Raw genomic sequence first — 25,437 nt, 5'->3', positions numbered from 1 at the left:
GCCGGTGCCGGCGGCATGCGATCCTGGGAAGGAAGATCGCGTAGCGAGAAGCGCATGTGACGCGTGTGAAACGGGAGAGAGTACGGCGGGGTGAGGGCAGCGGGACGTTCGGGCCGGACACGTCTGCGGGACCGCATCGCCGCGTCCGACCCGGGGCTGCTGCGGCTGACGGCCGGTCTGCGGACGGTGGGCGCCATCGCGCTGGCGCTGGCGGTGCTCGCCCTGCTGCGGGCGCCCGTCACCCATCTGGTGGCCGGGGCGATGGCGGCGATGGTCGCCACCTTCGCCATCAGGGAGAAGCAGCCCGGCGCGCAGGCCGTCACGCTCGCGCTCGGCCTGCCGGTGGCGCTGGCCTCGGTGTCGCTGGGCGCGCTGCTCAACCAGCGGGTCGTCGTCGGTGACGCCTTCTTCGTCGTCCTGATCTTCTGCGCGGTCTACGCCCGCCGGTTCGGCGACCGCGGCACCGCGCTCGGCCTGATCGGCTTCCAGATCTACTTCCTGTCCCTGTTCGTCGGCGCGACGGTCGCGACGCTGCCGCGGGTGTGCGGCGCCATCGCCGTCGCGTTCGCGTGCAGTGCCGTGGTGCGGTTCGCCGTCGTGCCGGCGACGCCCGCAGGGATCCTCCAGCGGCTGCGGCAGGCCTTCCGCGCCCGGCTGGCCCAGTTGCTCACGGCGCAGCTGGAGCTGCTGGACGCCGGGCCGGACGACATCGACGACGTACTGGAGGACGTACGCGCCGGGACCGCGCGGCTGCACGAGACGGCGCTGATGATCCAGGCCCGGCTGGAGGAGGGGACGCCCGACGAGTCCGTGGCGCGTCTGGTGCAGCGCCGCGTCGCGGATGCCGAGATCGCCGCCGAGCGGCTCGGTCTGCTGCTGCTGACCGCGCGCAGCGCCGAGCGGGCGGACACCCTGACCATGCACCTCCCGGGCGCCCCCGCCCCGTCGATGCGCCGGCCGGCCCCGCCGGACGAGGCCACGGCGACGCTGCGGCGCGACCTGGAGGCGCTGCGCGCGCTGGTCCTGCGGCCGCCCGCCGAGCACACGGGGACGGCGCTGGCGCACGTGCGCAACCGGCTGCTCGGCTACCGCGACGAGGAGAACCTGCCGCCGGCCGCCCCCGTCGTCCAGGACGTCTTCCGCGCCGTCGGCGAGACCGCCCGCGCGGTGCTGGGCCTGCGGATCGCCTTCGGCGGGGCGCCGGACGAGTCGGACGACAGCCCGGCGACGACCCGCTCCCGCGAGGAGCTGGACGCCGAGGACGCCGCCATCGACGCCGGTGAGGAGGAGACCGCGGCCGAGGAGGAGACGGGGCTGCGGCGGCCCACCACGCGGGCGGCGGTGCAGGTCGCCGTCGGCTCGTCGCTGGCGATCGTGGGCGGTGAGCTGCTGTCCGCGCAGCGCTGGTACTGGGCGGTGCTCACCTGCTGGATCGTCTTCCTCAACACCGCCTCCACCGGCGAGATCCTCGTCAAGGGCTACCGCCGGCTGCTGGGGACCGTGTTCGGGGTGGTGGCCGGCATCGTGCTGGCCGGGCTGGTCGGGCAGCACACGTGGACGGCGTTCGCGCTGGTGCTGGTCTTCATCTTCGCGATGTTCTACACGGCGCCGCTGTCGTACACCCTGATGTCGTTCTTCGTCACGGCGATGCTGGGGCTGCTGTACACGCTGCTGCACACCTACAGCGCCTCGGTGCTGCTGCTGCGCATCGAGGAGACGGCGCTCGGGGCGGCCTGCGGGGTGATCGCGGCGGCGCTGGTGCTGCCGATCCACACCGACCGCCGCACCAACGAGCTGCTGGGCACGGTGCTGGAGCGGCTCACCGACGTCACCGAGGGCGCCGTCGAGCAGCTCAGCGGCGGCCCCGCGGCCGACCTCCTGGACCGGGCCCGGGACCTGGACCAGGCGCTGGGCGACCTCCGGTCCGCCACGCAGCCGCTCACCCACCCGGTCACGCCGCTGCGGGCCCGCCGCGACACCGCGCGCTACGTGGTGGCCCTGCTGGAGACCTGCGCCTACCACGCGCGGTCCCTGGCCGCGACGGCGGAGCTGCTGCCGACCCATCCGTCGATCGCGGCCGACCCGCGGCTGCGCGGGGCCGTGCGGCGCACCGTGCGCAACATCGGCGCGATCGCCGCGCACCTGGCCGACGAGCACGCCGAGGTGGCGGTCGAGACCGGGCCGAGCATCGCCTCGCTGCTGGAGCCGGACGCCGACGGGACGCCCCGTTACGGCCGTATCACCGGCCGTGTGCTGCGGCACCTGGAGCGCCTGGACGAGGCGGTGGCGGGCCTGGCCCGGCCGCTGGGCGTGCCCGTGGCACCACCGAAGCGGTGACGCGGTGCGGCCGGGGGCCGTGCCCGGAGGACGGCGGGGTCAGAAGTCGGTGGGCAGGCCGCTGGCCTCGGCGATGCCGCGCAGTTCCTCGTTCTGGCGGTGACGGTCCCTGAGGAAGTCGGCGATCTCGCCGAGCCGGTCGGGGTCGGAGGCGGTGGCGGCGTCGGTGACGACCCGGACCGGGCCGGTCTCCTCGGTGGTGATCTCGACCACCTCGTTGTCCAGGCGGCCGGTGACGGCGGTGGCGATGACCAGGGCCGCCTCCTCGCGGATCTCCTGGGGCAGCTCGTCGGCCTCCGCCCCGTCCAGGGAGAAGTCGATGGTGGGCAGCTGGTGCTCGTCGATGGCCCGCAGGACCGGCTCCACGACGTTGAGCAGCATCCGGTAGTCCTCGGTGTCCATCCGGATACGCAGAAGGTCGAGGTAGACGTCCACGGGACGGCCCTCCGGCGGGATCTCGTGTTCGTTCATCCCTCCCGTGTTCCCCGTGCCGCGCGGCTCAGACGCGACGCCAGCGGGCGAGCGCGAAGGAGAAGACGCCGAACAGGACCAGGCCCGCCGCGACGCAGGCCAGCAGCCAGGGGCCGAGGGGCGTGCCGGCGAAGGAGCGCAGGGTGTCGTCCAGGCCCTTGGCCTCCTGCGGCCGGTAGTCGACCGCGGCGCGTACGGCGAAGGCGCCCGCCGCGGCGAACACCAGCCCGCGCGCCACTCCCCCGCCGACGCCCGTGACATCCACCAGGCGCCGGGCCCAGGGCGTCAGCTCTCCCGGCTTCAGCTTCTTGCGGTAGCTGCGGCGCAGCGCCTGGACGCCGATCACCACCCCGGCGACGACGATCGCCGCGCCGGCCGCTCCCACGGCCCACTGCCCGGCGGGCGCCTCCAGCACCCTGGCCGTGACGTCGCGGGACTGCCGGTCGCCGGATCCGCCCGCGCCGCCGCCCGAGGTGCCGCCGGGGCGCGCGGCGAACGCCAGGACCGAGTAGGCGACGAAGCCGTAGAAGACGCAGCGGGCCGCGGAGGCCAGCCGCTTCTTCGCCTTGCGGCCGTCGGGCCCGACAGCGCCGAAGAGCGCCTCGGACAGCCGCCACAGCGCCATGCCGACGAGGCCGGCGCCCAGCGCCCACAGCAGGACGGCGCCGAACGGCCGGTCCGCCAGCTCGGCGAGGGCGCCGCCGCGGTCGGCCTGCCGCCGTCCGTCGCCGAAGGCGATCCGCAGGGCCAGGAGACCGACCAGCAGGTAGATCACTCCCCGGGCGGCGAGTCCCGCCCGCGCGGCTCCCTCCGCGACCGAGCCGTTCGCCGCACGCCGGGCCCGGCTGCGGCCGGTGCGCGCCGCGGACCGCGTCTTCATGCCGTTCAAACCGTTCAAGCCGTTCATGTCGCTCCTCCCCTCCCGGACACGAGGGTCCGGATGCCCCGGCTCGCCCGGCGCACACCGCGGGCCCGGGGTCCGGTGCCGTGCGGGGCGAGGGCTCCGGGCGGGGCTCCGGGCGCGGGCACGCCGACGCGGCGGCCGGCCGCACAGGAGCCGGCCGCCGCGGGAGGGGCCCGGGGGACCTGAGGGGCCTGGGGGCCTGGGGAGAACGGACCGTACTCGTCACGGCACGGGTCGTGTCCGTCCCCGGGCAGGTCCACAGACGGGGCTCGGGGGCCCGTGGACGGATGCCGGAGCGGGCGCGTGGACAGGGCCCGGAGCGGGCCCGTGGGCGGGGGCGGGCGGCGGGTCCGGGACAGGAGGGCGCCGCGGACGCGCTGTCAGGCCGACGGCCGCTCGCCCGTGGGCCTGCGGCCCGGCCGCTGCCCCATCGCCTCGTCCCGCACCCGGGCGCAGCTGCGGCTGATGAGGCGGGAGACGTGCATCTGGGAGATCCCGAGCCGGTCCGCTATCCGGCTCTGCGTCATGTCCTCGAAGAAACGCATGTAGAGAATGGCCCGCTCCCTCTCGGGCAGGCGGCGCAGGCCCTCCTTGGCGGATTCGCGGTCGATCACGACGTCGTACGAGGAGTCCGCCGCGCCGAGGGTGTCGGCGAGGCTGTAGCCGTCGTCGCCGGCCGACAGCTCGGCGTCCAGCGACAGCGTGCTGAAGCTTTCCAGCGCCTCCATTCCGGCACTGACCTCTTCCTCCGTCAGCCCCGTGTGGGCGGCGATGTCCGCCACCGAGGGTTCCGGGCTGCCCGGGCTCTGGGTGAGTTCACGGCGCGCCACGCGCACCTTGTTGCGCAGTTCCTGCACGCGGCGGGGCACCCGAAGGGCCCACATCCGGTCCCGGAAGTGCCGCTTGACCTCGCCGGTGATGGTGGGGACGGCGTAGCTCTCGAAGGCTCCCCGCTCCGGGTCGAAGCGGTCGATGGCCTTCACGAGCCCCAGCGCCGCCACCTGCCGCAGGTCCTCGACGGACTCCCCGCGGTCGCGGAAGCGTCCGGCGATCCGGTGCGCCATGGGCAGCCAGGCCGTGACGAGTTCGTCGCGGACGGCGTCGCGCTCGGGCCCGTCCTCCAGGGAGGCCAGCTTGGCGAAGAGGGCGGCGGTGTCGGGGGCGTCGTCGTGCCGCCGGCGGGCGGGGGTGGTCGCGGACTCGGACTCGGGCGTACCGGGACGGCTGGTCGGCGTATCGATGAGCATGCGGATTCGCTCCTGAACGGTGGTCTCAGGGACTTGCCGCGGGAGGCGATGGAAGAAGGGCTGTCCGCGCTGCCTGGAGGGCCCGGGGCAGCCACACCGCTCCCGCTGCTGCGCCTCCGGTCCGAAGCACGAAACTGCATCTGCCCTCACCCCGGTGGAACAAACTCCGCTTTTCGCAAAAGCACCCGGGAAGCGCTTGAGCGGGGCCTCGGGCCACCTCAGACCAGCGGAACCACCACGGTGATGCATTTGCCGCCCGACGGCAGGTCGGACACCCGTACGTCACGCGCCAGCCGGCAGACGATCGGCCAGCCCCGGCCGCCGGCCCGCCGGCGGCCCTGGGGGTCGGTCGGCTCCCTCACGACCGGCAGTGCGTCACTGCGGTCGCTCACCGAGAGCCGGACGCTCGGCCCGTCGACGTCGACCCGGAAGTCCGTGAGGCCGCCGCCGTGCAGGATCGCGTTGGTGGTCAGTTCGGAGGCGACGAGCACGGCGTCCGACAGCGCGTCCGCGTCGCACGGGGTCCGGGTGGCGCGGCAGCGCTCGGTGACGGCGCGCTCCACGGCCCGGCGCGCCTCGGCGGGTTTGCCCGGCCGTGGCTGCCGGGCGCGGTCCGTGCCGTGCCGTTCGACGGCGGTTTCGGTCGTGTGCCTCTCACGCATCCGTCAGCTCCCTGGTCGGCGGGACGAGATACCGGATCCGGCCACACCCGCGGCGGCCGTACGGGCGTGTCCGCCGGCACGGGTTCGCCCGCCCGGGCCGTCGGTTCACCGTTCGCCGCCCGGGCGCGGCGGGGTCCTGTTCTCCGGCTGACCTCTGTGCGCACCCCCAAACCTGCGGGCGCTCGCATGGAGCAACCGCCATTCCGGGGCCGTGCCGGGGTACGCGGAAGGACATGACCGATGTGGTGGACTCCGATGAACTGATGCGGCGGATGCAACGCGCGAGGGCCTGCGCGGCCAGGGAGGAGCGGACGTGGCGGGCGCGGCACGACGAGCTCAGGTCGGCCGACCCGGAGGCGGCCCGTGAGGCGGCCGTCCGGACGGTGGCCTACGAGACGGTGATCCGGGTGCTGGACGAGGTGCTGACACCGGGTCGGCGCACGGCCGGCGCCGACGGCTGACAGGAGGCGGAGGCAGGAAGGGGCCCGGCGGCCTCGCCCGTCCGGTCACGGGCCGATTGGCGGCGGCCGGTGCCGGGCACCCGCTCCGGCATGGCAGCCGATCACACCCGCGCACCGGTCCTGGAAGCACTCGCCGACTACCGCCGTGAGGGGCGGCTGTCGTTCACGCCGCCCGGGCACAAGCAGGCACGCGGCGCGGATCCCGCGGTGCGCGAGGTGCTCGGCGACGCCGTCTTCCTCGGCGACGTCCTGGCGACCGGCGGGCTCGACGACCGGCTCACCCGCAACCGGGTGCTGCAGCGGGCGCAGGAGCTGATGGCCGACGCGGTCCACGCCGACCACACGTTCTTCTCGACCTGCGGGAGCTCCCTGTCGGTGAAGGCGGCGATGCTGGCGGTCGCCGGACCGCACGAGAAGCTGCTGGTCGGGCGGGACGCCCACAAGTCGGTGGTGTCGGGTCTGATCCTGTCCGGCATCGAGCCGGTGTGGGTGGAGCCGCGGTGGGACCCCGAGCGGCATCTGGCCCATCCGCCGTCCGCCGAGGAGTACGAAGCGGCGTTCGCCGCGCATCCGGACGCCAAGGGCGCCCTGATCACCAGCCCGACGCCGTACGGGGCCTGCGCGGACCTGCGGGCCGTCGCCGAGGTCTGCCACCGGCGTTCGCTGCCGCTGATCGTCGACGAGGCGTGGGGCGCGCATCTGCCCTTCCATCCGGACCTGCCCTCCTGGGCGATGGACGCGGGCGCCGACATCTGCGTCACCAGCATCCACAAGATGGGCAGCGGTCTGGAGCAGGGTTCCGTCTTCCATCTGCGGGGCGGCCTCGTCCCGCCGAAGCTGCTGGGGATGCGCGCGGACCTGCTGGGCACCACGAGCCCGTCGGCGCTGATCTTCGCCGGGCTCGACGGCTGGCGCCGGCAGATGGTGCTGCGCGGGCGGGAGATCATGGGGGCCACGCTGGATCTCGCCGCCGAGGTCCGCGCGGCCGTCGAGGAGATCGACGGCCTGCACGTGGACGGCCGCGGCGACTACTGCGGCCCGGGCGGGGCCGACGACTTCGATCCGCTGCCCGTCGTCATCGACCTCGGCGGGCTGGGCATCACGGGTTTCCAGGCGGCCGACTGGCTGCGCGGGCACCGGAACCTGATCGCGCACCTGACGGACCACCGGCGCATCGGCACCCAGATCACCCTCGGTGACGACCGGGAGACCGCCGGGGAGCTGCTCGCCGCGCTGAAGGACCTCGCCCGCGCGGCCCCCGGCCTGGCTCCCGCTCCCCGGGTGGAGGTGCCGTCGCCGTCCGGGCTGCGGATGGAACAGGCGGCGCTGCCCCGGGACGCGTTCTTCGGGCCCACCGAGGACGTGCCGCTGAGCCGTGCGGCGGGCCGCGTCGCGGCGGAGATGATCACGCCGTATCCGCCCGGCATCCCGGCGGTCCTGCCCGGCGAGCGGCTGACCGAGCCGGTGCTGCGGTACCTGCGCGGCGGTCTGGAGGCCGGCATGTACCTTCCCGACCCGAGCGATCCGGCGCTGGAGACGGTCCGGGTCGCCGGCCCGGGCGCGGGCGCGGCCGAGTGAGACAAGTCACGCGTCCCGCTCTCGATTTCACGGCACGGCCACAAATGGTTTAGCGTTCATCAACACGTGGCGGCGGAGTCGACCTCAGCAGTCCTCCGGCGTCACCGCTCACGGCCCTGGCTGGTTCCCCCCGTCCAGCCAGGGCCTTTTCACGTCCTGGCCCGAAGCTCGCCAAAAACCGCCGTCCGCCGAGGTGCTCAGGGCGTCCGCAGCCGCTGAAATGGGCGTAGGGAAAGCACCGGGCAGCAGCCCCCTCCCGGCGAGGAGCCCCGCGCCATGACCAAAGCGATCAAACTGCTCACCGCCCTTCCGCCACCGCAGCGCGGACGCCTGATGGAGCTCGCCCGGGAGGTGTCCTTCCCGGAGGACACCCGCATCTTCGAGCCGGGCGGCACGGCCGACCGCTTCTGGGTGCTCCGTTCCGGCGCCGTCTCCCTCACTCAGCGGGTGTCGTCCCTGCAACAGGCGACGGTGGCGAGTCTGGGCGCCGGCGACCTCCTCGGCTGGTCCTGGCTGTTCCCGCCGTACCGGTGGGATTTCGGCGCCGAGGCCTTCAGCCCCGTACGGGCCTACGAGTTCGACGCGGCGGCGGTGCTCGCGCTGTGCGACGAGGATCCCCGGCTCGGGCTGACGCTGGTGCGGTCCGTCGCCGAGATCCTCGCCCACCGGCTGGAGATGACCCGGGGCCAGCTCATGGAGCAGTACGCCCTGCACCGGCGCGGCTCCCTGTGAGACGGCGGAGGCGTCGCGGGCGTCAGACGCGGTAGCGGCGCAGCGCCGGGACGGCGAAGGCCAGGGCCAGCATCACGGCGACGACGAGCAGTCCGCCGCCCGCGACGGCGGTGCGGGTGCCGAAGGCCGAGCCGGCGGTGCCGTGCAGGACGTCGGCCAGGCGCGGACCGCCCGCGACGACGACGGTGAAGACGCCCTGCATCCGGCCGCGCATCTCGTCGGTCGCCGCGGACAGCAGGATCGCGCCGCGGAACACCATGGAGACCATGTCGGCGACGCCCGCGACGGCGAGGAAGGCCACCGCGAGCCACAGGCTGCCGCCGAGCCCGGAGCCGGCGATGGCCGCGCCCCAGACGACGACCGCGCCGATGACCATCCAGCCATGCCGCCGGGCCCGGGAGAACGTGCCGGAGAACAGCCCGCCGAGCACGGCGCCGACGGGGATGGCCGCGTACAGCAGGCCGAGGGCGAGTCCTTCGCCGTAGGAGGCGTACGTCTGGGAGGCGAGCTGCGGGAACAGGGCGCGGGGCATGCCGAGGACCATGGCGACGATGTCGGCGAGGAAGGACAGCAGCAGCACGGTGTGCCCGGCGATGTAGCGGAAGCCGGCCAGCACCTCCCGCAGGCCCGCGCGCCGCGTCCCCGCGCCGGACAGGGGCGGCAGCGCCGGCAGCCGGTGCACCGCCCACACCGTGACGCACAGGGCCAGGGCGTCGATCAGATACAGCTCGGGCAGGCCGACGACGGGGATGAGGACGCCGGCCAGCAGGGGACCGATCACCTGGCCGGTCTGCATGACGGTGGAGCCGAGGGCGTTGGCGGCGGGCAGCTCCTCCTCCGGTACCAGGCGGGCGATGGAGGCGCTGCGGGCCGGCGCGTTCAGGCCCCAGAACGCCTGCTGGAGCGCCAGCAGCAGCATGAGGGCGGCCACGGACTCCAGCCCGGTGACCGCCTGCAGCCAGAACAGCAGCGAGGTGACGGCTATGCCGGTGTTGGTGATCAGCAGCAGCTTGCGGCGGTCCATGGCGTCGGCGACCGCCCCGCCCCACAGGGCGAAGACCACCAGGGGCACCAGGCCGGCGAGGCTCGCGGAGCCCACCCAGGCCGAGGAGCCGGTGATGTCGTAGATCTGCTTGGGCACGGCGACGGCGGTGAGCTGGCTGCCGACCGCCGTGACGACGGTGGAGACCCACAGCCGGCGGTAGGCCGGGCGGCGCAGGGGGCGGGTGTCCATCGCCCAGCGTCGCCGGCCGCGTCGCCGGGCCGGAGCCTCGGCGGGGGTTTCGGTGGAGGTCTCGGTGGGGGCCGGTGCCCCGGGTGCGGTACCGCTGTCGCTCGTGTCCACGCGCTTCCTACATGCTCGTTACATCTTTCTGCTCGGTTCACTATCGCAGGGCACCGGACGCGCCCCGCTCCCGGTTTCGGTTCCGGTTCCGGTTCCGGTTCCGGTTCCGGTTCCGGTCTCAGGCTCCGGCGACGAGCGTGACCCCCAGCGTGACCATGACGACGGCGACCAGGGCGTCCAGGACGCGCCAGGAGGCGGGCCGGGCCAGGAACCGGCCGAGGAAGCGGGCGCCGAACCCGAGCGCGGCGAACCAGCACAGGCTGGCGCACGCCGCGCCGAGCCCGAAGGTCCAGCGCAGCGGGCCCCGGTCGGCAGCGACGGATCCGAGCAGGAAAACGGTGTCGAGGTAGACGTGCGGGTTGAGCCACGTCAGCGCCAGACAGGTCAGCACGGCCCGGCGACGCGAGCCCGCCGCCGCGCCGTCGGCGGTGAGCGCGCCGGGCCGCAGCACCCGCCGGGCGGCCAGGACCCCGTAGCCGATCAGGAACGCGCCGCCGATCCAGCCCACCGCGGTGAGCGCGCCCGGCCAGGCCACCACCACCGCGCCCACCCCGCCGACACCGAGGGCGATGAGCACGGCGTCGGACAGGGCGCAGATGCCCACCACGGCGAGGACCGCGTGGCGGCGGATCCCCTGGCGCAGGACGAAGGCGTTCTGGGCGCCGATGGCGACGATGAGCGACAGGCCGGTGCCGAATCCGGCCGCCGCGGCGGTGAGCGCGTTGGTCATGCCGTCGACGCTAGGCGGACGATCACTGGACGTACAGCTAAAGATTCTTACCTACCATTAGCTGCCATGAAGATGGAGGGAGCGGCCGAGCTGCCGCTGGACCAGGTGCGGACCCTGCTGGCGGTGGTGGACGAGGGGACGTTCGACGCGGCCGCCGCGGCGCTGCACGTGACGCCGTCCGCGGTCAGCCAGCGGGTGAAGGCGCTGGAGCAGCGCACGGGCCGGGTGCTGCTGCTGCGCACCAAGCCGGTGCGGCCGACGGAGTCCGGGGCGGTGCTGGTGCGGCTGGCCCGTCAGCTGGCCCGGCTGGAGCACGACGCGTACGCCGAGCTGGGGCTGAGCGGCGCCGGGGAGCCGGTCCGCGTCTCGGTGGCGGTGAACGCCGACTCGCTGGCGACCTGGTTCCTCGGGGCGCTGACCGCCGTCCCGCGCGGGCCGGAGCTCTGTTTCGAGCTGCGCCGCGAGGACGAGGACCACACGGCGGCGCTGCTGCGGGAGGGGACGGTGATGGCCGCGGTGACCTCGTCGCCGGACCCCGTGCCGGGCTGCTCGGTGCGGACGCTGGGCCGGATGCGGTACGTGCCCGTGGCCGCGCCCGGGTTCGCCGCGCGGCACCTGGACGGGCCGCTGCGGGACGTGCTCGCCGAGGCGCCCGTGGTGGTCTTCGACCGGCGGGACGACTTCCAGGACGACTTCGTCCGCCGGCTGCGGCGCGGCCGGGGCGGCGCGAGCCCGGGGCGGCACTCCGTCCCCACGCCGGAGGGCTTCGTCGAGGCGATCGCCGCCGGTCTGGGCTGGGGGATGGTGCCCGAGGCCCAGGCGGACCCGCTGCTGCGGACCGGCCGGCTCGTCGGCCTCGCCCCGGACCGGACGGTCGACGTCCCCCTGTACTGGCAGCAGTGGCGGCTCGACTCACCGGCCCTGGCCGCGGTGGCGGAGGCGGTGGCGCGGACCGCGTCCCGGGCCCTGCGGCAGTAGCCGCCGGTGGCCGGCCCCGCGGCCCTCGGGGTACGCCGCGGCCGGTTTTCCCGTCCTCGGCCCACTTGAGGGGCGTTCGCGGGATTTCTTGCGGCCTGTGGCTGTTTCATCCGCACGCCGACAGGTGACCCGTGAGCAAGCGACTCACACAACTCGTGTACGAGGCACGTACGACTTCGATCGCAGGTGACTTTGATGGACAACTGGCGAAAGCACGCCGAGTGCCGCCATGAGGACCCCGAACTCTTCTTCCCGGTCGGCACCTCGGGCCCGGCCCTGATGCAGACCGAGCAGGCGAAGGCGGTCTGCCGGCGCTGTCCGGTCCGGGAGCAGTGCCTGCAATGGGCACTCGGCACCGGGCAGTCCATCGGTGTCTGGGGCGGGACGAGCGAGACCGAACGCCGTGCGCTCAAGCGGCGCGTCGCGACACGCAGGAGCTCGGGCTGATCGCGGACGACCCCTGGAATCCGCCTCGTCCCCTGGGGGCCGCTCAGCGTCCGGTGCGGCGCAGCGGCCCCCAGGGGTGTTCCTGGCGGGCCACCTCGGCCCGGGCCTCTTCGATGACCTCGGAGCCGATCCAGCACAGCGGCCGGGCGTCGGTCACCAGCGGCTCGTTGTCGGGTCCGCGGCCGGTCTCCCGGCCGGCCAGCACCCAGGGCCGGACGCCGGGGCCCTTGTCGTGCGGCAGATGGGCGTAGTCGTGCAGCCGCCGGGCCACCCACACCCGGACGGGCCGGTCCTCCCACCACTCCTCCACGTCGAGGGGGTTGGCGGACAGGCCCGGCATGGGCGTGCCGGTGAGCTCGTCCTTGCTGGAGACGTCGGTGAGGTCGGTCTCCGGGCCCCGCGACCAGCGCACATACAGGCCCTGGTGCCGCTCGACCAGGCCGGCGAGTTCGTCGAGTGTGCGCACGACCGGCAGGTCGCCCGATCCGCTCATGTCCTGACCTCCCTCGTTCTGTCGCGTCAGGCCGACGGAGTACCCGCACGGCCCGGAGGGAATCGACGGCCCGGAGGGAAACGGACGAGTGCCTTCCGCCACAGCCCGGCCGTCTTCCGTCACAGCCCGGCCGTCTTCCGTCACAGCCCGGCCGCCCTCCGCCGCAGCCCGGCCGCCCTCCGTCACAGCCCGGCCGCCCTCCGCCGCAACCCGTCCCTCTCCCCCGCCGTACGGCCGCGCGGGCCCGCAGTACGGGAGGGCGCCCGCCCGGGGCCCGGCGTAGGCTCGCGCCAGAGCCGTCCGGCACGGAGTCCGGCGCGCAGTCCGGCACGGAAGGGAGCCCGGCCGTGAGCGTTCGCGTCCGCCGCGTCTACGATCCGCCCGAGCCCGGGGACGGTGTGCGCGTGCTGGTGGACCGGCTGTGGCCGCGCGGTCTGGCGAAGGACGCCGCGCGGGTGGACGAGTGGCCCAAGGCGCTCACGCCGTCGACGGAGCTGCGCCGCTGGTACCACGGGGGCGAGGGCTCGTACGAGGAGTTCGGCGAGCGCTACGCGGCGGAGCTCGCCGCCCCCGAGGCCGCCGAGGCGCTCGACCGGGTGCGGGAGCTGGCCGGCGAGGGCCCGGTGACCCTGCTGACCGCCTCCAGGGACACGGCGACCAGCCACGCGGCCGTGCTGGCCCGCCTCCTCGGCGGGGAGTGAGGAGACCGGCACCCCGGACGTGAGCACGCCGGACACCGGCACCCCGGACGTGAGCGCGCAGGGCACGGGCGCGCCGGGCACCCGGGTCAGGCGGTCTGCCGGGCCGCGGCCCGTCCGGCCGCCCGCCCGGAGAACAGGCAGCCGCCGAGGAAGGTGCCCTCCAGGGCGTTGTAGCCGTGCACACCGCCGCCGCCGAAGCCGGCGACCTCGCCGGCCGCGTACAGGCCCTCGACGGGCTTGCCGTCGGTCCCGAGGGCGCGGGAGTCGAGGTCGGTCTGGATGCCCCCGAGGGTCTTGCGGGTGAGGATGTGCAGCTTGACGCCGATCAGGGGCCCCGCCGCCGGGTCGAGGACGCGGTGCGGCGCGGCGACGCGGCCGAGGCGGTCGCCCAGGTAGCGGCGGGCGTTGCGGATGCCCTGGACCTGGGCGTCCTTGCCGTAGGGGTGGGTCAACTGCAGGTCGCGGGCCTCGATCTGGCGACGGATCTCCGCGGCGTCGAGGAGCGGTTCGTCGGTCAGCCCGTTCATCCGGTCGACGAGCCGGTCGAGCGTGGGCGCGGTCACGAAGTCGGCGCCGTGGCGCACGAACGCGGCCACCGGTCCCGGCGCCCCCTTGCCGAGGACGCGTTCGCGCAGGAACGCGCCGCGGTCCTTGGCGGTGATGTCGGGGTTCTGCTCGGAGCCCGACAGGGCGAACTCCTTCTCGATGATCTTCCGGGTGAGGATGAACCAGGAGTGGTCGTACCCGGCGATGTCCTCGGTGGTGCGCAGGTACTCGAGGGTGGCGAGGGTGTCGTAGCCGGGCAGGCACGGGTCGGGCAGGCGGCGGCCGAGGGCGTCGAACCACATCGGGGACGGCCCGGACAGGATGCGGATGCCGTGACCGGGCCAGATCGGGTCCCAGTTGCGCAGGCCCTCGGTGTAGTGCCACATGCGGTCGCGGTTGACCAGGCGGACGCCCGCCCGGGCGCTGATGTCGAGCATCCGCCCGTCGACATAGGCGGGGACGCCCGTGACCATCTCCTTCGGGGGCGTGCCGAGGCGTGCGGGCCAGTGGCGGCGGACGAGGTCGTGGTCGGCGCCGATGCCGCCGGTGGTGAGGACGACGGCCTGCGCGGTGAGCTCGAACTCGCCGACGGGGTCGCGGTTGGAGGCCACGCCCCGGGGCGAGGCGTCCTCGGCCAGGACCGTGCCGCGCACGCCGCGCGCGGAGCCGCCCTCGACGACGAGCTCGTCGACCCGGTGGCGGTGGTGGAAGGTGAGCAGCCCGTCCCGCGCGGCCTGCCGGGCGTAGCGGACGAACGGTTCCACGACCCCGGTGCCGGTCCCCCAGGCGATGTGGAAGCGGGGCACGGAGTTGCCGTGCCCGTGGGCGGTGAGGCCGCCGCGCTCGGCCCAGCCGACGGTGGGCAGGAAGGTGATGCCGTGCCCGTCCAGCCAGGACCGCTTCTCCCCCGCCGCGAACTCGACGTACGCGCGTGCCCAGCGCACCGCCCAGGAGTCCTCGTCCGCGAGACGGTCGAAGCCGGCGCTGCCCTGCCAGTCGTTCCAGGCCAGGTCGAAGGAGTCCTTGACGCCCAGCCGCCGCTGCTCGGGGCTGCCGACGAGGAACAGCCCGCCGAACGACCAGTACGCCTGCCCGCCGAGGTTGGCGGCGTTCTCCTGGTCGACGAGCGCGACCCGGCGGCCCCGGCTGGTCAGTTCGTGGGCCGCGACCAGGCCCGCGAGTCCCGCTCCGACGACGATGACGTCGGCGTCCATGGCGACCGTCCCTTTCCTCGTGCCCCGTGCGCGATCGCCCGGCGCGGGCGTGCTCCGTGTTCCTGCGGTGTCCGGGCCGGGTCCGGGGCTCGGGCGGCGGGCACCGGCACGTCCGTCTCCACCGGCAGCCGGTCCCGGTCCGGAAGCGGGACCCCGGTGACGCGGTCGGCGGCGGGCACGTCCGGGTCGCCCCGCCGCGCGTCCCGCCGCCGTGGCCCGGCCTCCGTCCGGTACGGGAATGTATCCGATACGGCGGTGTACCGGAACGGCCCGGCGGCAGAGCGCGCAGACGGCCGGCGTCCGGGCCGCCCCGGCCCGTGACGCGGTGCGCGGGGGACGGCTCCGCAAGCGCGCCCCGCCACCGCGTCCGCACGGCGCGCGCCGCGGACGCGCCGGCCCGCTTCTGGTTGGCTGTCCCCGTCGGACAGCGGCTCCCGGGACAGGGGAAGAGCGATGCGGGCGGACATGCGGCAGGTCGCCGACGGCACCTACCTGGTGCACGGCAGCAACACCAACTGGGTGATCCTCACGGAGGGGGACGCGGTGACGCTGATCGACACCGGCTACCCCGGGGACCGGCAGCGGCTGCTCGGCTCGCTCGCGGCGGTGGGCGCCTCCCCCGAGGCGGTGGCGGCCGTCCTGATCACCCACGCCCACAACGACCACCTGGGCTCCGCCGAGCACCTGCGCGCCGCGTACGGCACGCCCGTCCTCCTGCACGAGGCCGAAGTCCCGCACGCGCGCCGGGAGTTCCTGCACCAGGTGTCTCTCGGGCGGGTCCTGCGCAACGGCTGGCGGCCGGGCGTGCTGCCCTGGGCGGTGCACGCGGTGCGCTCCGGCGGCACGGCCCACAACCCCGTGGCCGACCCGCGCCCGTTCCCCGCGGCCGGCGCGCTGGACCTGCCCGGCCGCCCCGTGCCGGTGCACACCCCCGGGCACACCCGCGGCCACTGCGCCTACCACCTGCCGCACGCCGGGGTGGTGGTCTCCGGTGACGCCCTGGTGAGCGGCCACCCCACCTCCCGGGTCCGGGGACCGCAGCTGCTGCCCGCCATGTTCGACCACGAACGCGCCGGGACGGCGGCCTCCCTGGACGTCCTCGCCCGCCTCGACGGCGACGTCCTGCTGCCCGGCCACGGGCCCGTCCACCGGGGACCGGTCGCGGCGGCCGCACACCTGGCCCGCGAACGGGCGTTCTAGAGTCGGGGCATGGCCTTGCAGATCAGCGCCACCAATCCGGAGCACCCCGCGGTCCTGCTCGAACTGCCCTGGCAGCTTCCCCTGGAGGAGTGGCCGGAGAAGTACCTGGTGCCGCTGCCGCGCGGCATCTCCCGCCACGTCGTGCGCTACGCCCGCGCGGGCACCGAGGTGGTCGCCGTCAAGGAGCTCGCCCGGCGGCCCGCGCTGCGCGAGTACGAGCTCCTGCGCGACCTGGACCGGCTGGGCATCCCCGCCGTGGACCCGCTGGCCGTGGTCACCGGGCGCACCGGCGCCGCCGGCGAGCCGCTGGAACCGGTCCTGGTCACCCGGCATCTGGGCGGCTCGATGCCCTATCGGTCGATGTTCGAGACCACCCTGCGCCCGGCCACCATGCACCGCCTGATGGACGCCCTCGCCGTGCTGCTGGTACGGCTGCACCTGGCCGGGTTCGCCTGGGGCGACTGCTCCCTGTCCAACACGCTCTTCCGGCGCGACGCGGGCGCCTACGCCGCCTACCTCGTCGACGCCGAGACCGGCGAGCTGCACCCGCGGCTGAGCGACGGGCAGCGCGCGTACGACCTCGATCTGGCCCGGGTGAACATCAGCGGCGAGCTGCTCGACCTGGAGGCGTCCGGCGCGCTGCACCCCTCCGTCGACCCGGTCGAGTTCGGCACCGAGATCTGCGCCCGCTACCACGGCCTGTGGGAGGAGCTGACCCGCACCTCGGTCTACCCGGCGGGCAAGTACCACTACATAGAACGCCGCATCCGGCGGCTCAACGACCTCGGCTTCGACGTCGCGGAGATGCAGATCGAGCACGCCTCGAACGGCGACACGGTCACCTTCGTGCCCAAGGTCGTCGACGCGGGCCACCACCAGCGGCAACTGCTGCGCCTGACCGGCCTGGACGCCGAGGAGAACCAGGCCCGGCGGCTGCTGAACGACCTGGAGTCCTGGATGGCCACCCAGGACGACTACGCCCCGGGCGACCCCCTCGGCGCCCGCCCGGAAGTCCTCGCCCACCGCTGGGTGCGGGAGGTGTTCCGGCCCACCGTGCGGGCGGTGCCGCGGGAGCTGCGCGGCGCGATGGACCCGGCCGAGATCTACCACGAGCTGCTGGAGCACCGCTGGTTCCTGTCGGAGCGGGCCCAGCACGACATCGGCCTGGACGCCGCCGTCGAGGACTACCTCCGCACCGTCCTGCCCAAGGCACGGGAGACGCTGCGGCCGACGGAGGAATGAGCCCGCGGCGCGCGGGCGCCGTGCCCCGTCCCCAGGGACCCGACGGGGCGTCAGTCGGCGCGAACGGGCCGGACGTACCGGACGTCCTGCGTCCGGTCCTCGCACGCGGGCGGCCCGGGCGACCGGGAGCGGAAGGCTCCGGGGCGGGTCCGGGCGCCCCGGCGGTTCACGCGACGGCGCCCGGCACCCGTTCCCGTACGAGGGAGTAGAGCACCACCGCGACGGCCATCACGCCGGCCGCGGTCAGGACGCCGGGGGCCCAGCTTCCGGTGACGTCGCGCAGGACGCCGCTGACGACCGGGCTGGCCACCGCGCCGATCTCGGCGACCAGGTTGAACATGCCGAAGAGGGAACCCCGGTGCTCCTCGGCGGCCAGGTCGCCCAGGATGCTGTGGACGATGGGCTGCAGGGCGTTGAAGAACAGGCCCGAGGAGAACAGGATCAGGCCGAGCAGCAGCAGGGACGGCTCGCCCACGAGCAGGCTCACGCCGAACGCGGTGGCCAGCAGGGTGTGGACGGCCGCGCAGGTCACCGCAAGGGGCTTGCGGCCCTTGCCGGCCCGCACCCGGCGGTCGGCGATCCAGCCGCCGACGGGGAAGCCGATGATGCCGGCGCCCGCGTTGAACGCGGCGGTCAGGGCGGCGGCGGTCAGGCTGCTGTGGGCGGCCTCGGCGACGATCTGCACCGACCAGAACGAGAAGAACCACAGGTTCCACATGACCGCGACGAAACCGATGTGGACCAGCCAGACATCGCGGTTGAGCAGGGCCGCCGCGTGCCCGGACCGCATGATGCCGCGCACCACGACCGTCACCATCACCGCGAAGAGCACGCCCGAGCCGATCGCGGTGAGCCACTCGGGCCAGCCGAACGCGTCGGCCGCCAGGAAGAGCGCGGTGATCGCGACGGCGGCGGGGACCGAGTAGAGGATCAGCCGCAGGGTGGGCGCCCCGAGCCGGAGCGGGCGGTCGCCCCGGGCCCGGAAGAAGGCCCAGGTCGCCGCCGCGACCAGCAGGGAGCAGACCCCGAACACGTACATCGGCATGCTCCACGCGCGGTCGCCCATGTCCCAGGCGCCGGCGCCCCAGTCGATGAGGTGCGGGGTGGCCAGCACGCCCACGGTCAGGCCGATCGACAGCCCGGACAGGACCACGCCGAGTCCCATGGTGCGGCGACGGGGCGGGGTGTGTGCGATGACCAGCACCCGGTCGTTGGAGTAGAACACGCCCTCGCCGAGCCCGGTGAGCACCCGGGCCACCACGAACCCGATCAGCCCGCCGGCCAGACCCGACACCAGGGTCATCAGCCCGGCCCAGAGGAGCGAGACGACGAGCATCTCCCGGTGCCCGTACCGGTCGCCGAGCCGTCCGCCCGCGTACTGGGTGAGCATGTAGCCGGTGAAGAACATCGACCCGATCAGGCCGCCCAGGGCGGCCGGGTGGGTGGCGTCGCCGATGAAGCCGGCCTTGTTCTCGATCATCCAGGAGACCACCGGTCCGGTCACCGTCCGGTCGGCGTAACTCACCACCCAGCCGGCGAGCAGGAAGCCCCACAGGTGGGTGTGGCGGCCGGAGAAGAGCGGCCGGCGCGCGGCGCCGGCGGACGGGGGCGCCGGCACCGCGGTGCCGGTCCCGGTGGGCAGGGCGGGTTCCGTCATAGCGTCCCCCTTGACGCGGAGAGGCTGGCCGCACAGCGGCCAGAAAGCGCTTGCTACCAGGTGCTGCCCGCCAAGATCGCAGCAGCGAACCCACAGGTCAACGGTTGACTTCGCCGGAAGCTGGGGTTAGGGAGCGGTGCGACCGGCCGCCCCCACCGGGGACGGCCTTGGCGGAAGGGGGCCGGCCGCGACAGGATGCCCCCATGAAGGGCGACCTCTTTTCCAGCGAGCACCTGGTGCGGCCGGCCACGGCGCCGGGCATGACGGTCCAGAACGCCAAGTGCATCCGGTACACCGTGGACGGCGAGATGGTCGCCCGGCAGGGTGCGATGGTCGCCTACCGCGGCGATCTGCGGTTCGAGCGCAAGGGCCAGGGCGTGGGCGGCATGCTCAAGCGCGCCGTCACCGGGGAGGGACTGCCGCTGATGGCGGTGCGCGGCCGGGGCGAGGCATGGTTCGCGCACGAGGCTCAGAACTGCTTCGTCGTCGAGGTCGACCCGGGGGACGAGTTCACCGTCAACGGCCGCAACGTCCTGTGCTTCGACGCGTCGCTGTCGTACCGCATCGCGACCGTCAAGGGCGGCGGCATCGCCGGTGGCGGCCTGTTCAACAGCGTCTTCACCGGGCACGGCCGGCTGGGCCTGGTGTGCGACGGCAACCCGCTGGTGATCCCCGTCGCGCCGCAGGATCCGGTGTACGTCGACACGGACGCGGTCGTCGGCTGGACGGCGGGCCTGGAGACCTCCCTGCACCGCTCGCAGTCCCTCGGCTCGATGCTGCGCGGCGGCTCGGGCGAGGCCGTGCAGCTGATGCTCCGGGGGCAGGGGTACGTCGTCGTCCGGCCCAGCGAGGCGGCACCGCCGAAGGCGCAGCAGCACTGAGGTCCCGGCCCGCGGACGGCGGACGGCCGACGGCGGACGGCGGACGGCCGACAGGTGACAGCCGACGGCGGACGGCCGACAGGTGACAGCCGACAGCCGACGGCGAACGGCGGGCGGCGGACGGCGGGCGGCGGACGGCGGACGGCGGGCGGCGGGCGGCGGGCGGCGGGCGGCGGGCGGCGAAGTCCACCGGACCGGACCGGGAAGGGAGTTGACCTTCGGCGGGCAGCGAGGGAGGGTGCCAGGCGGCGCGGATCTCCGCCCGCGCCGGAAGGGATGACCGCCGTGATCGGGATCAGCGAGATCGAAGCCGCCGCCGAGCGGATCGCCGGACATGTGGTGCGCACCCCGGCCGTGCCGAGCCCCGGGCTGTCCGCGCTGCTCGGCGTACCGGTGACGGCGAAGCTGGAACTGCTCCAGCGCACCGGCTCGTTCAAGGCGCGCGGCGCGGTGGCGAAGCTGCTGTCGCTGGACGAGGCCGAGCGGACCGCCGGAGTCGTGGCGGTCAGCGGCGGCAACCACGGGATCGCTCTGGCGGTCATGGCGGCGGCCCTGGACGTGAAGGCCACGGTGGTCATGCCGCGCTCGGCGCCCGCCCGCTCCGTGGAGATCGCCGAGGGCGCCGGCGCGGTGGTGCGGCTGGCCGACGGCATGGCCGAGGCCTTCGCGCTGGCGGAGCGGCTGCGGGAGGAGGGGCTGACACCGGTGCACCCCTTCGACGACCCGGTGGTGATCGCCGGACAGGGCACCGTCGGGCTGGAGTTGGCCGACGACGCCGGTGACCTGACCGACGTACTCGTCAGCGTCGGGGGCGGCGGGCTGATCGCCGGGGTCGCGGCGGCGCTGCGGGCCCGCCGGCCCGGCGTGCGGATCTGGGGGGTGGAGACCGAGGGCGCCGAGGCGATGTCGCAGGCGCTGGCGGCGGGCGGCCCGGTGCCGGTGGAACTGTCGTCGATCGTCTCCACGCTCAGCGCGCCCGCCGTGTCCCGGCTGACCTACGATCATGTCCGCGCCCTGGTCACCGAGGTGGTCGTGGTGCCGGACCGGGAGGCCGTGCGCGGCGTCCTCGACCTTGCCGAGCACGCGAAGGTGTGGACCGAGCCGGCCGCCGGGTGCCTCCTGCCCGCCGCCCGGCGGGTGGTGGAGCGGGTCGGGGGCGGTGCCCGGATCGGGCTGGTGGTGTGCGGAGGCAACGCGACGACCGCCGACGTGAGGACGTGGTCGGACCGCTTCGGGCTGCGCTGATCCCCGCCTGCGCCCCCGGGGGCGCGGCTGTGCGCGGAGCGTGCCGGGCTCGACGGCCCGGACGCCTTCGTGGAGGCGGGTGCGCCCGTACACGCGGGCCGGATTGACCGAGACCGCGCTGGTACGGACCGGCGGCCGGGCGCAGCCGGGCGTCCCCGGACCGGGCGGAGAAGGCGCCGCTGCCGGCGCCGCGCGACGCCCCGGCCTCCCGGTCCGTCCCCGCCCGCCGGCACGGGCCGGGAGGGCGATCACCCGTGCGGCCGAGCATGGCGGGCGAGGACGGGGTACTAGAGGGCCCTACGTCCGTTCTCCTCGGACTCCTCGGAGGCCCTTTCGTGAAGTCCTTCACGCACACGACCCTGGTGGTGCAGTTGCAGGCGGGTGACACGGACCGCTGCCCCGTGCTCGCCCACCTCAGCTACGACGCCGCCGACCCGTTCGCCGTCACCTTCCTGTTCAGCCATGACGGCCGTGTCCTCGCGCGGTGGACGCTGGACCGGGACATGCTCGCCGACGGGCTGTCACGGCCGGTCGGCGTGGGCGACGTACGGCTGGGGCCGGCCTCGACCGGCCGGTGGGAGGAACTGCGCATGGAGTTCCTCGGCGACCCGCGGCCCGACGGGGGCCGCCACCACGCCGTGGTCCACGTGTGGGCGCCGGCGATCGCGGCCTTCCTGCGGGAGACCCACCGGATCGTCCCGCCCGGGCGGGAGGAGGTGCGGGTGGACGACTTCCTGGCCGAGGTCATGGCCGAGGGCTGAGCCGCCCCGCCCGGTCGTCGCCCTCCCCGCGCATCCGCGTACGGCGGCTGACGGCCGGGCGCTACGGTCCCGGCGTGCCGCCCCGGCCCCCGTCCGGGCGGGGCGGGCGGGAGGTGTACCGGTGCCGGGTCCACAGCGGGAGGACGAACCAGCACAGCAGGTACCAGGCGACCACGCCCGCGACCAGCCACGGCACGAAACCGTCGTCGGTCGCCACGCGGAGGATCAGCAGCAGTGAGGCGGTCATGGTCGCCAGCAGCAGCACGAGGCCCAGCAGGGTCAGCCGGGAGGCCCACCGCACGGCCTGGGGTTTGACGCGCCGCCCGGAGACCAGGCGGTGCAGGGAGACCGGCCCGATCAGGGCACCGGTCGCGGCGGCGCCGAGGACGACCGTCACGATGTAGATGCGGCGGTCCGTGTCCGCCAGGTCGTCGTACTTCGGTGTGAACACGACGGTGAGCAGGAAGCCGAAGAGGATCTGCACGCCCATCTGCGCGACGCGGACCTCCTGGATGAGCTCCTGCCACATCCGGTCGGCCCGCTCCTCCTCGGTCTCGTTGCGGCCCCTGCGCCTGCTGTCGCCCGCTGCCGTGTCCGACACGGTGTCCTCCCGGTTGCCGCGGCCTGGACTGTCCGGGCGGGTGCCCGTCGGCCCGGGCATCCGTCCGTCTTCCCGGGTTCCCCGTGCCCGGCCGCCTTGTCGGGCCGGTGTGCCCGGGTGCCGTTTGAGCGATCACCCGGTGGTTACACGGACCGCGCAAGACGCCCCGAGGCCGAGGAGGTCGTACCAGGATGTCCGACACGCAGCTCACCGTGACGCTCAGCGGCGGCGGCATCGACGACGCGCGGACGGTGGTACGCGCGCTGGAGGGGGTGTTCGGCGCGCCGGACGACCTTCCGGCCGACGAGCGGGCGACGGTCCGTACGGCCACCTTCCGCGCCTCCGCCGCGCCGCAGACGGCCGCGGCGCCGTCGGCGGACGCCGGGCGGCTGTCCGCGCCGGTGACGGTCACCGTGCAGGGCAGCCCGCAGGCCGTCGCGACGGCGAGCGAGACCCTGACCCGCGCCTTCTCCGTCCGCGAGGAGGGCGCCGCCTCCGGCGACCAGGAGCAGGAGAGGCAGCTGCTCCTGGTGCCGTAGGGCGGGGCCGCCCGGGCCCCGCCCGCGAGGGCTCTACCAGCGGCTCTCCACCTGGTCCTTGATGCGCCGTTCGTACAGGCCGCGGATCGCGGCGAACGTCTCCCGCGGCGGCTCGGGCAGGGTGGCGGCGGCCGCGTTGGCACGGGCCTGCTCCGGCGAGCGGGCACCGGGGATCACGGTGGTCACGCCCGGCTGCTCGACGATCCAGCGCAGGGCGAGCTGGGCCGGGGTGTACCCCTGCGGGGCGAGCGCGGCGAACTCGGCGGCGGCCTCGACCCCGGTGGCGAAGTCGACGCCGGAGAAGGTCTCGCCCTGGTCGAAGGCTTCCCCGTGCCGGTTGAAGGTGCGGTGGTCGTTGGCGGCGAAGACCGTGTCCTTGGTGTACTTGCCGGACAGCAGGCCGGAGGCGAGCGGCACGCGCGCGATGATGCCGACGCCCGCCTCCCGGGCCGCGGGGAGGACCTCGCGCAGCGGCTTCATCCGGAACGGGTTGAGGATGATCTGGACGCTCGCCACGTTCGGCCGGGCGATCGCGGTGAGCGCCTCCGCGCAGGTCTCCACGCTGACGCCGTACGCGGCGATGCGCTCCTCCTCGACCAGGGTGTCGAGGGCGTCGAACACCTCGTCCGTGGAGTAGACCGGCGTCGGCGGGCAGTGCAGCTGGACGAGGTCGATGCGGTCGACGCCGAGGTTGCGGCGGGAACGGTCGTTCCAGGCGCGGAAGTTGTCCAGGACGTAGTTCTGCGGGATCTGCTCGACCCGGCGGCCCATCTTCGTGGCGACCAGCACGCGCAGGTCGGGCCTGCCGCGCAGGAACGCGGCGATGGTCTCCTCGCTGCGTCCGTCGCCGTAGACGTCGGCCGTGTCGAAGAAGGTCACCCCCGACTCGGCCGCCGCCTCCAGTACCGCGAGGGCTTCCTTGTCGTCGACGTCGCCCCAGTCGGCTCCCAGCTGCCAGGTGCCGAGGCCGATCACGGACGCCTGCTGACCGGATCGTGTGAATGTGCGCTCTTCCATGGGCGGAAGTCTGACATCCGTCCCGGTCGCGCGGTGCGCCGGTACCGGTGTCCCGGCCGGCCCCGTGTCCGCCGCTACCTGCGGACGGCCAGCGTCCGCGCGTGCACGGTCCTGGCGACCCTCGGCCCCAGCCAGCGCTTGAACCGGCGCAGCGCCACCAGCTGCCCGGCCGCCTGGTCGATGCGGTAGTACAGCTGCGGCGGGACGTACGGCAGCAGGGGTGAGTGGCGCTGGCCGAGCAGGGCGAACATCTGCTCCGGGGGCAGGTCGATGTAGCGCGGCAGGTTCTCGTACCACCGGGCGCTGTAGCGGGCCGCGCTCTGCACCGGCAGCAGGGCCCGGACGCGTTCGCGCTCGTACCGGGCGAGGGCCTGCGGGAGGGCGGCGTGCTCGCGCAGGGCGCGGGCCAGGGCGATGGCGTCCTCCAGGGCGAGGGTGGTGCCGGCGCCGATGGAGTAGTGGGTGGTGTGGGCGGCGTCGCCGAGCAGCACCAGGTTGTCGCGGAACCAGGTGCGGTTGGTGAGGGTGCGGAAGGTCAGCCACGGGGTGCTGCCGCCGGCCGCGGAGCGCCCGGTCAGGGGGTGGCCGTCGAGCACGTCGGCGAAGAGGTCCGCCAGCAGGGCCGGGCCGTCCTCCTCCCCCGCCCGGTCCAGGCCGAGGCCGGTCCAGGTCTCGGGGGAGCATTCCACGACGCAGGTGCTGCGCTCGGGGCTGTAGCCGTAGCCGTAGAACCAGATCCAGCCGTGGCGGGTCTCCCGGAAGGCGAAGGTGAAGGAGTCGAAGACCTTGGTGGTGCCGAGCCAGATGTAGGGGTTGCGGCCGGCCCGGACCTCGGTGCCGAAGTGGCCGGCCCAGCGGGTGCGCAGCGCGCTGCGCACCCCGTCGGCCGCCACGACGAGGTCGGCGGCGGGCAGGTCCGTGCCGGTGATCTCGTGCTCGAACTCCAGCCGCACGCCGAGCGACCGGGCCCGTGCGGCGAGGATCTCCAGCAGCCGGTGCCGGCCGATGCCGAAGCCCTCGTCCCCGTGGTGGCGGGTCGTCAGGCCGCGTACGTGGGCGACCCCCTCGCTCCACCGCACGGAGTGCTCCTCGACGGCGCGCGCCGTTCGCGGGTCGTGTTCGTGGAGCCGGTCGAGCAGTCCGCGCCAGTAGGTCACGCCCCAGCCGTAGGTGGAGCCCTCCGGGTTGCGCTCGTAGACGGTGATGTCGTGGGACGGGTCCTGCTGCTTCAGCAGGATCGACAGATACAGGCCGGCGGGCCCGCCGCCGGCACAGGCGACCTTCACATACACCCCTGAAAAGTACGCAAAGCGGTCAATTCACACCGCAGAGTAACAGCGCACCGGGCGCTGTCCACGGCCTGGCTGACGGTGTGTCAACTCGCGTCCGGGAGATCGGCCGGATCGCCCGGCCCCGCGCCCCGGTGCCGGCCGATGGCCGGGCTGGTG

The 25,437-nt window shown here is 74.5% G+C and carries 25 protein-coding genes; 13 read left to right on the top strand and 12 right to left on the bottom strand.

The genetic code is table 11. The features are described from left to right. The first annotated feature begins 90 nt into the window (after positions 1–90). A complete protein-coding gene (locus ABZ340_RS27090; protein ID WP_358784439.1) occupies positions 91–2,337 on the top strand; it encodes an FUSC family protein in 2,247 nt (748 codons plus the stop codon). A gap of 39 nt (positions 2,338–2,376) precedes the next feature. Here ABZ340_RS27090 and ABZ340_RS27085 read toward each other — a convergent pair whose 3' ends face one another. The 4 genes from ABZ340_RS27085 to ABZ340_RS27070 form a co-directional block, all read right to left on the bottom strand. After that, entirely contained in the window at positions 2,377–2,808 is a 432-nt protein-coding gene (locus ABZ340_RS27085; protein ID WP_358784438.1) for a hypothetical protein, read from the bottom strand. A 28-nt stretch (positions 2,809–2,836) separates the two neighbouring features. Then, positions 2,837–3,688, bottom strand: a complete 852-nt coding sequence (locus tag ABZ340_RS27080) for a DUF1206 domain-containing protein (RefSeq protein ID WP_358784459.1) — start codon at positions 3,686–3,688, stop codon at positions 2,837–2,839. A gap of 404 nt (positions 3,689–4,092) precedes the next feature. Next, the gene (locus ABZ340_RS27075) at positions 4,093–4,959 is read right to left on the bottom strand and encodes a SigB/SigF/SigG family RNA polymerase sigma factor (protein ID WP_358784437.1); all 867 of its coding nucleotides are present in this window, start codon (positions 4,957–4,959) and stop codon (positions 4,093–4,095) included. Between the two features lie 218 nt (positions 4,960–5,177). Next, the gene (locus tag ABZ340_RS27070) at positions 5,178–5,621 is read right to left on the bottom strand and encodes an ATP-binding protein (protein ID WP_358784436.1); all 444 of its coding nucleotides are present in this window, start codon (positions 5,619–5,621) and stop codon (positions 5,178–5,180) included. A gap of 233 nt (positions 5,622–5,854) precedes the next feature. On the opposite strand from ABZ340_RS27070, the gene ABZ340_RS27065 reads away from it, so the two are divergent. From ABZ340_RS27065 to ABZ340_RS27055, 3 genes are all read left to right on the top strand, one after another. After that, entirely contained in the window at positions 5,855–6,082 is a 228-nt protein-coding gene (locus tag ABZ340_RS27065) for a hypothetical protein (RefSeq protein WP_358784435.1), read from the top strand. A 90-nt stretch (positions 6,083–6,172) separates the two neighbouring features. After that, positions 6,173–7,660: an aminotransferase class I/II-fold pyridoxal phosphate-dependent enzyme gene (locus ABZ340_RS27060; protein ID WP_358784434.1), complete on the top strand. Its 1,488-nt coding sequence runs from the start codon at positions 6,173–6,175 to the stop codon at positions 7,658–7,660. A gap of 276 nt (positions 7,661–7,936) precedes the next feature. After that, positions 7,937–8,392, top strand: a complete 456-nt coding sequence (locus tag ABZ340_RS27055; RefSeq protein ID WP_358784433.1) for a cyclic nucleotide-binding domain-containing protein — start codon at positions 7,937–7,939, stop codon at positions 8,390–8,392. A gap of 22 nt (positions 8,393–8,414) precedes the next feature. On the opposite strand, the gene ABZ340_RS27050 is transcribed toward ABZ340_RS27055, so the two are convergent. Further along, entirely contained in the window at positions 8,415–9,737 is a 1,323-nt protein-coding gene (locus ABZ340_RS27050) for an MFS transporter (protein ID WP_358784432.1), read from the bottom strand. Between the two features lie 118 nt (positions 9,738–9,855). Then, positions 9,856–10,467, bottom strand: a complete 612-nt coding sequence (locus ABZ340_RS27045) for a LysE/ArgO family amino acid transporter (protein ID WP_358784431.1) — start codon at positions 10,465–10,467, stop codon at positions 9,856–9,858. A 72-nt stretch (positions 10,468–10,539) separates the two neighbouring features. Here ABZ340_RS27045 and ABZ340_RS27040 point away from each other — a divergent pair, with 72 nt between their 5' ends. Both ABZ340_RS27040 and ABZ340_RS27035 read left to right on the top strand, forming a co-directional pair. Continuing rightward, positions 10,540–11,445, top strand: coding sequence for a LysR family transcriptional regulator ArgP (locus ABZ340_RS27040; RefSeq protein WP_358784458.1), 906 nt, complete (start codon positions 10,540–10,542; stop codon positions 11,443–11,445). 195 nt (positions 11,446–11,640) lie between these two features. After that, the gene (locus ABZ340_RS27035; RefSeq protein ID WP_358784430.1) at positions 11,641–11,892 is read left to right on the top strand and encodes a WhiB family transcriptional regulator; all 252 of its coding nucleotides are present in this window, start codon (positions 11,641–11,643) and stop codon (positions 11,890–11,892) included. 43 nt (positions 11,893–11,935) lie between these two features. Here ABZ340_RS27035 and ABZ340_RS27030 read toward each other — a convergent pair whose 3' ends face one another. Further along, entirely contained in the window at positions 11,936–12,385 is a 450-nt protein-coding gene (locus ABZ340_RS27030; protein ID WP_358784429.1) for a DUF6098 family protein, read from the bottom strand. Between the two features lie 347 nt (positions 12,386–12,732). Between ABZ340_RS27030 and ABZ340_RS27025 the strand changes: the two genes are divergently transcribed. Continuing rightward, positions 12,733–13,086 carry a DUF488 family protein gene (locus tag ABZ340_RS27025; protein ID WP_358784428.1) on the top strand — a complete coding sequence of 118 codons (354 nt, stop codon included), beginning with the start codon at positions 12,733–12,735 and terminating at the stop codon, positions 13,084–13,086. Between the two features lie 86 nt (positions 13,087–13,172). On the opposite strand, the gene ABZ340_RS27020 is transcribed toward ABZ340_RS27025, so the two are convergent. Continuing rightward, positions 13,173–14,846: an FAD-binding dehydrogenase gene (locus tag ABZ340_RS27020; protein WP_358784427.1), complete on the bottom strand. Its 1,674-nt coding sequence runs from the start codon at positions 14,844–14,846 to the stop codon at positions 13,173–13,175. 453 nt (positions 14,847–15,299) lie between these two features. Here ABZ340_RS27020 and ABZ340_RS27015 point away from each other — a divergent pair, with 453 nt between their 5' ends. Further along, positions 15,300–16,046, top strand: coding sequence for an MBL fold metallo-hydrolase (locus tag ABZ340_RS27015; protein WP_358784426.1), 747 nt, complete (start codon positions 15,300–15,302; stop codon positions 16,044–16,046). A gap of 9 nt (positions 16,047–16,055) precedes the next feature. After that, on the top strand, positions 16,056–17,288 hold the full coding sequence (locus ABZ340_RS27010) for a DUF4032 domain-containing protein (RefSeq protein WP_358784425.1): 1,233 nt from the start codon (positions 16,056–16,058) through the stop codon (positions 17,286–17,288). 166 nt (positions 17,289–17,454) lie between these two features. Here the strand turns inward: ABZ340_RS27010 and ABZ340_RS27005 are convergent, their stop codons facing one another. After that, on the bottom strand, positions 17,455–18,945 hold the full coding sequence (locus tag ABZ340_RS27005) for an MFS transporter (RefSeq protein ID WP_358784424.1): 1,491 nt from the start codon (positions 18,943–18,945) through the stop codon (positions 17,455–17,457). A gap of 203 nt (positions 18,946–19,148) precedes the next feature. Here ABZ340_RS27005 and ABZ340_RS27000 point away from each other — a divergent pair, with 203 nt between their 5' ends. From ABZ340_RS27000 to ABZ340_RS26990, 3 genes are all read left to right on the top strand, one after another. After that, a complete protein-coding gene (locus tag ABZ340_RS27000; protein ID WP_358784423.1) occupies positions 19,149–19,826 on the top strand; it encodes an AIM24 family protein in 678 nt (225 codons plus the stop codon). 285 nt (positions 19,827–20,111) lie between these two features. Beyond that, the gene (locus tag ABZ340_RS26995) at positions 20,112–21,071 is read left to right on the top strand and encodes a threonine/serine dehydratase (protein WP_358784422.1); all 960 of its coding nucleotides are present in this window, start codon (positions 20,112–20,114) and stop codon (positions 21,069–21,071) included. A gap of 335 nt (positions 21,072–21,406) precedes the next feature. Next, the gene (locus ABZ340_RS26990; RefSeq protein WP_358784421.1) at positions 21,407–21,832 is read left to right on the top strand and encodes an SsgA family sporulation/cell division regulator; all 426 of its coding nucleotides are present in this window, start codon (positions 21,407–21,409) and stop codon (positions 21,830–21,832) included. Between the two features lie 61 nt (positions 21,833–21,893). On the opposite strand, the gene ABZ340_RS26985 is transcribed toward ABZ340_RS26990, so the two are convergent. Then, a complete protein-coding gene (locus ABZ340_RS26985; protein WP_358784420.1) occupies positions 21,894–22,433 on the bottom strand; it encodes a DUF6328 family protein in 540 nt (179 codons plus the stop codon). Between the two features lie 191 nt (positions 22,434–22,624). On the opposite strand from ABZ340_RS26985, the gene ABZ340_RS26980 reads away from it, so the two are divergent. Next, positions 22,625–22,972, top strand: coding sequence for a hypothetical protein (locus ABZ340_RS26980; RefSeq protein ID WP_358784419.1), 348 nt, complete (start codon positions 22,625–22,627; stop codon positions 22,970–22,972). 33 nt (positions 22,973–23,005) lie between these two features. Here the strand turns inward: ABZ340_RS26980 and ABZ340_RS26975 are convergent, their stop codons facing one another. Beyond that, positions 23,006–23,989 carry an aldo/keto reductase gene (locus ABZ340_RS26975; RefSeq protein ID WP_358784418.1) on the bottom strand — a complete coding sequence of 328 codons (984 nt, stop codon included), beginning with the start codon at positions 23,987–23,989 and terminating at the stop codon, positions 23,006–23,008. 74 nt (positions 23,990–24,063) lie between these two features. Then, the gene (locus ABZ340_RS26970; RefSeq protein WP_358784417.1) at positions 24,064–25,281 is read right to left on the bottom strand and encodes an FAD-dependent monooxygenase; all 1,218 of its coding nucleotides are present in this window, start codon (positions 25,279–25,281) and stop codon (positions 24,064–24,066) included. Positions 25,282–25,437 lie beyond the last annotated feature (156 nt).

This window comes from Streptomyces sp. NPDC006134 (genome assembly GCF_040628835.1).
Lineage (GTDB): Bacteria > Actinomycetota > Actinomycetes > Streptomycetales > Streptomycetaceae > Streptomyces.
The sequence above is the reverse complement of the archived record's forward strand: the minus strand, read 5'-3'. Positions and strand labels throughout refer to the sequence as shown.

Excerpts from the sequence above, each read along its gene's own strand:
- ABZ340_RS27030 (WP_358784429.1), bottom strand. The coding sequence starts at position 12,385 with ATGAGCGGATCGGGCGACCTGCCGGTCGTGCGCACACTCGACGAACTC.
- ABZ340_RS27045 (WP_358784431.1), bottom strand. The coding sequence starts at position 10,467 with ATGACCAACGCGCTCACCGCCGCGGCGGCCGGATTCGGCACCGGCCTG.
- ABZ340_RS27085 (WP_358784438.1), bottom strand. The coding sequence starts at position 2,808 with ATGAACGAACACGAGATCCCGCCGGAGGGCCGTCCCGTGGACGTCTAC.
- ABZ340_RS27080 (WP_358784459.1), bottom strand. The coding sequence starts at position 3,688 with ATGAAGACGCGGTCCGCGGCGCGCACCGGCCGCAGCCGGGCCCGGCGT.
- ABZ340_RS27075 (WP_358784437.1), bottom strand. The coding sequence starts at position 4,959 with ATGCTCATCGATACGCCGACCAGCCGTCCCGGTACGCCCGAGTCCGAG.
- ABZ340_RS27055 (WP_358784433.1), top strand. The coding sequence starts at position 7,937 with ATGACCAAAGCGATCAAACTGCTCACCGCCCTTCCGCCACCGCAGCGC.
- ABZ340_RS27035 (WP_358784430.1), top strand. The coding sequence starts at position 11,641 with ATGGACAACTGGCGAAAGCACGCCGAGTGCCGCCATGAGGACCCCGAA.
- ABZ340_RS26975 (WP_358784418.1), bottom strand. The coding sequence starts at position 23,989 with ATGGAAGAGCGCACATTCACACGATCCGGTCAGCAGGCGTCCGTGATC.
- ABZ340_RS27010 (WP_358784425.1), top strand. The coding sequence starts at position 16,056 with ATGGCCTTGCAGATCAGCGCCACCAATCCGGAGCACCCCGCGGTCCTG.
- ABZ340_RS27020 (WP_358784427.1), bottom strand. The coding sequence starts at position 14,846 with ATGGACGCCGACGTCATCGTCGTCGGAGCGGGACTCGCGGGCCTGGTC.
- ABZ340_RS27065 (WP_358784435.1), top strand. The coding sequence starts at position 5,855 with ATGACCGATGTGGTGGACTCCGATGAACTGATGCGGCGGATGCAACGC.
- ABZ340_RS27005 (WP_358784424.1), bottom strand. The coding sequence starts at position 18,945 with ATGACGGAACCCGCCCTGCCCACCGGGACCGGCACCGCGGTGCCGGCG.
- ABZ340_RS27040 (WP_358784458.1), top strand. The coding sequence starts at position 10,540 with ATGGAGGGAGCGGCCGAGCTGCCGCTGGACCAGGTGCGGACCCTGCTG.
- ABZ340_RS27070 (WP_358784436.1), bottom strand. The coding sequence starts at position 5,621 with ATGCGTGAGAGGCACACGACCGAAACCGCCGTCGAACGGCACGGCACG.
- ABZ340_RS26980 (WP_358784419.1), top strand. The coding sequence starts at position 22,625 with ATGTCCGACACGCAGCTCACCGTGACGCTCAGCGGCGGCGGCATCGAC.
- ABZ340_RS27000 (WP_358784423.1), top strand. The coding sequence starts at position 19,149 with ATGAAGGGCGACCTCTTTTCCAGCGAGCACCTGGTGCGGCCGGCCACG.
- ABZ340_RS27060 (WP_358784434.1), top strand. The coding sequence starts at position 6,173 with ATGGCAGCCGATCACACCCGCGCACCGGTCCTGGAAGCACTCGCCGAC.
- ABZ340_RS27015 (WP_358784426.1), top strand. The coding sequence starts at position 15,300 with ATGCGGGCGGACATGCGGCAGGTCGCCGACGGCACCTACCTGGTGCAC.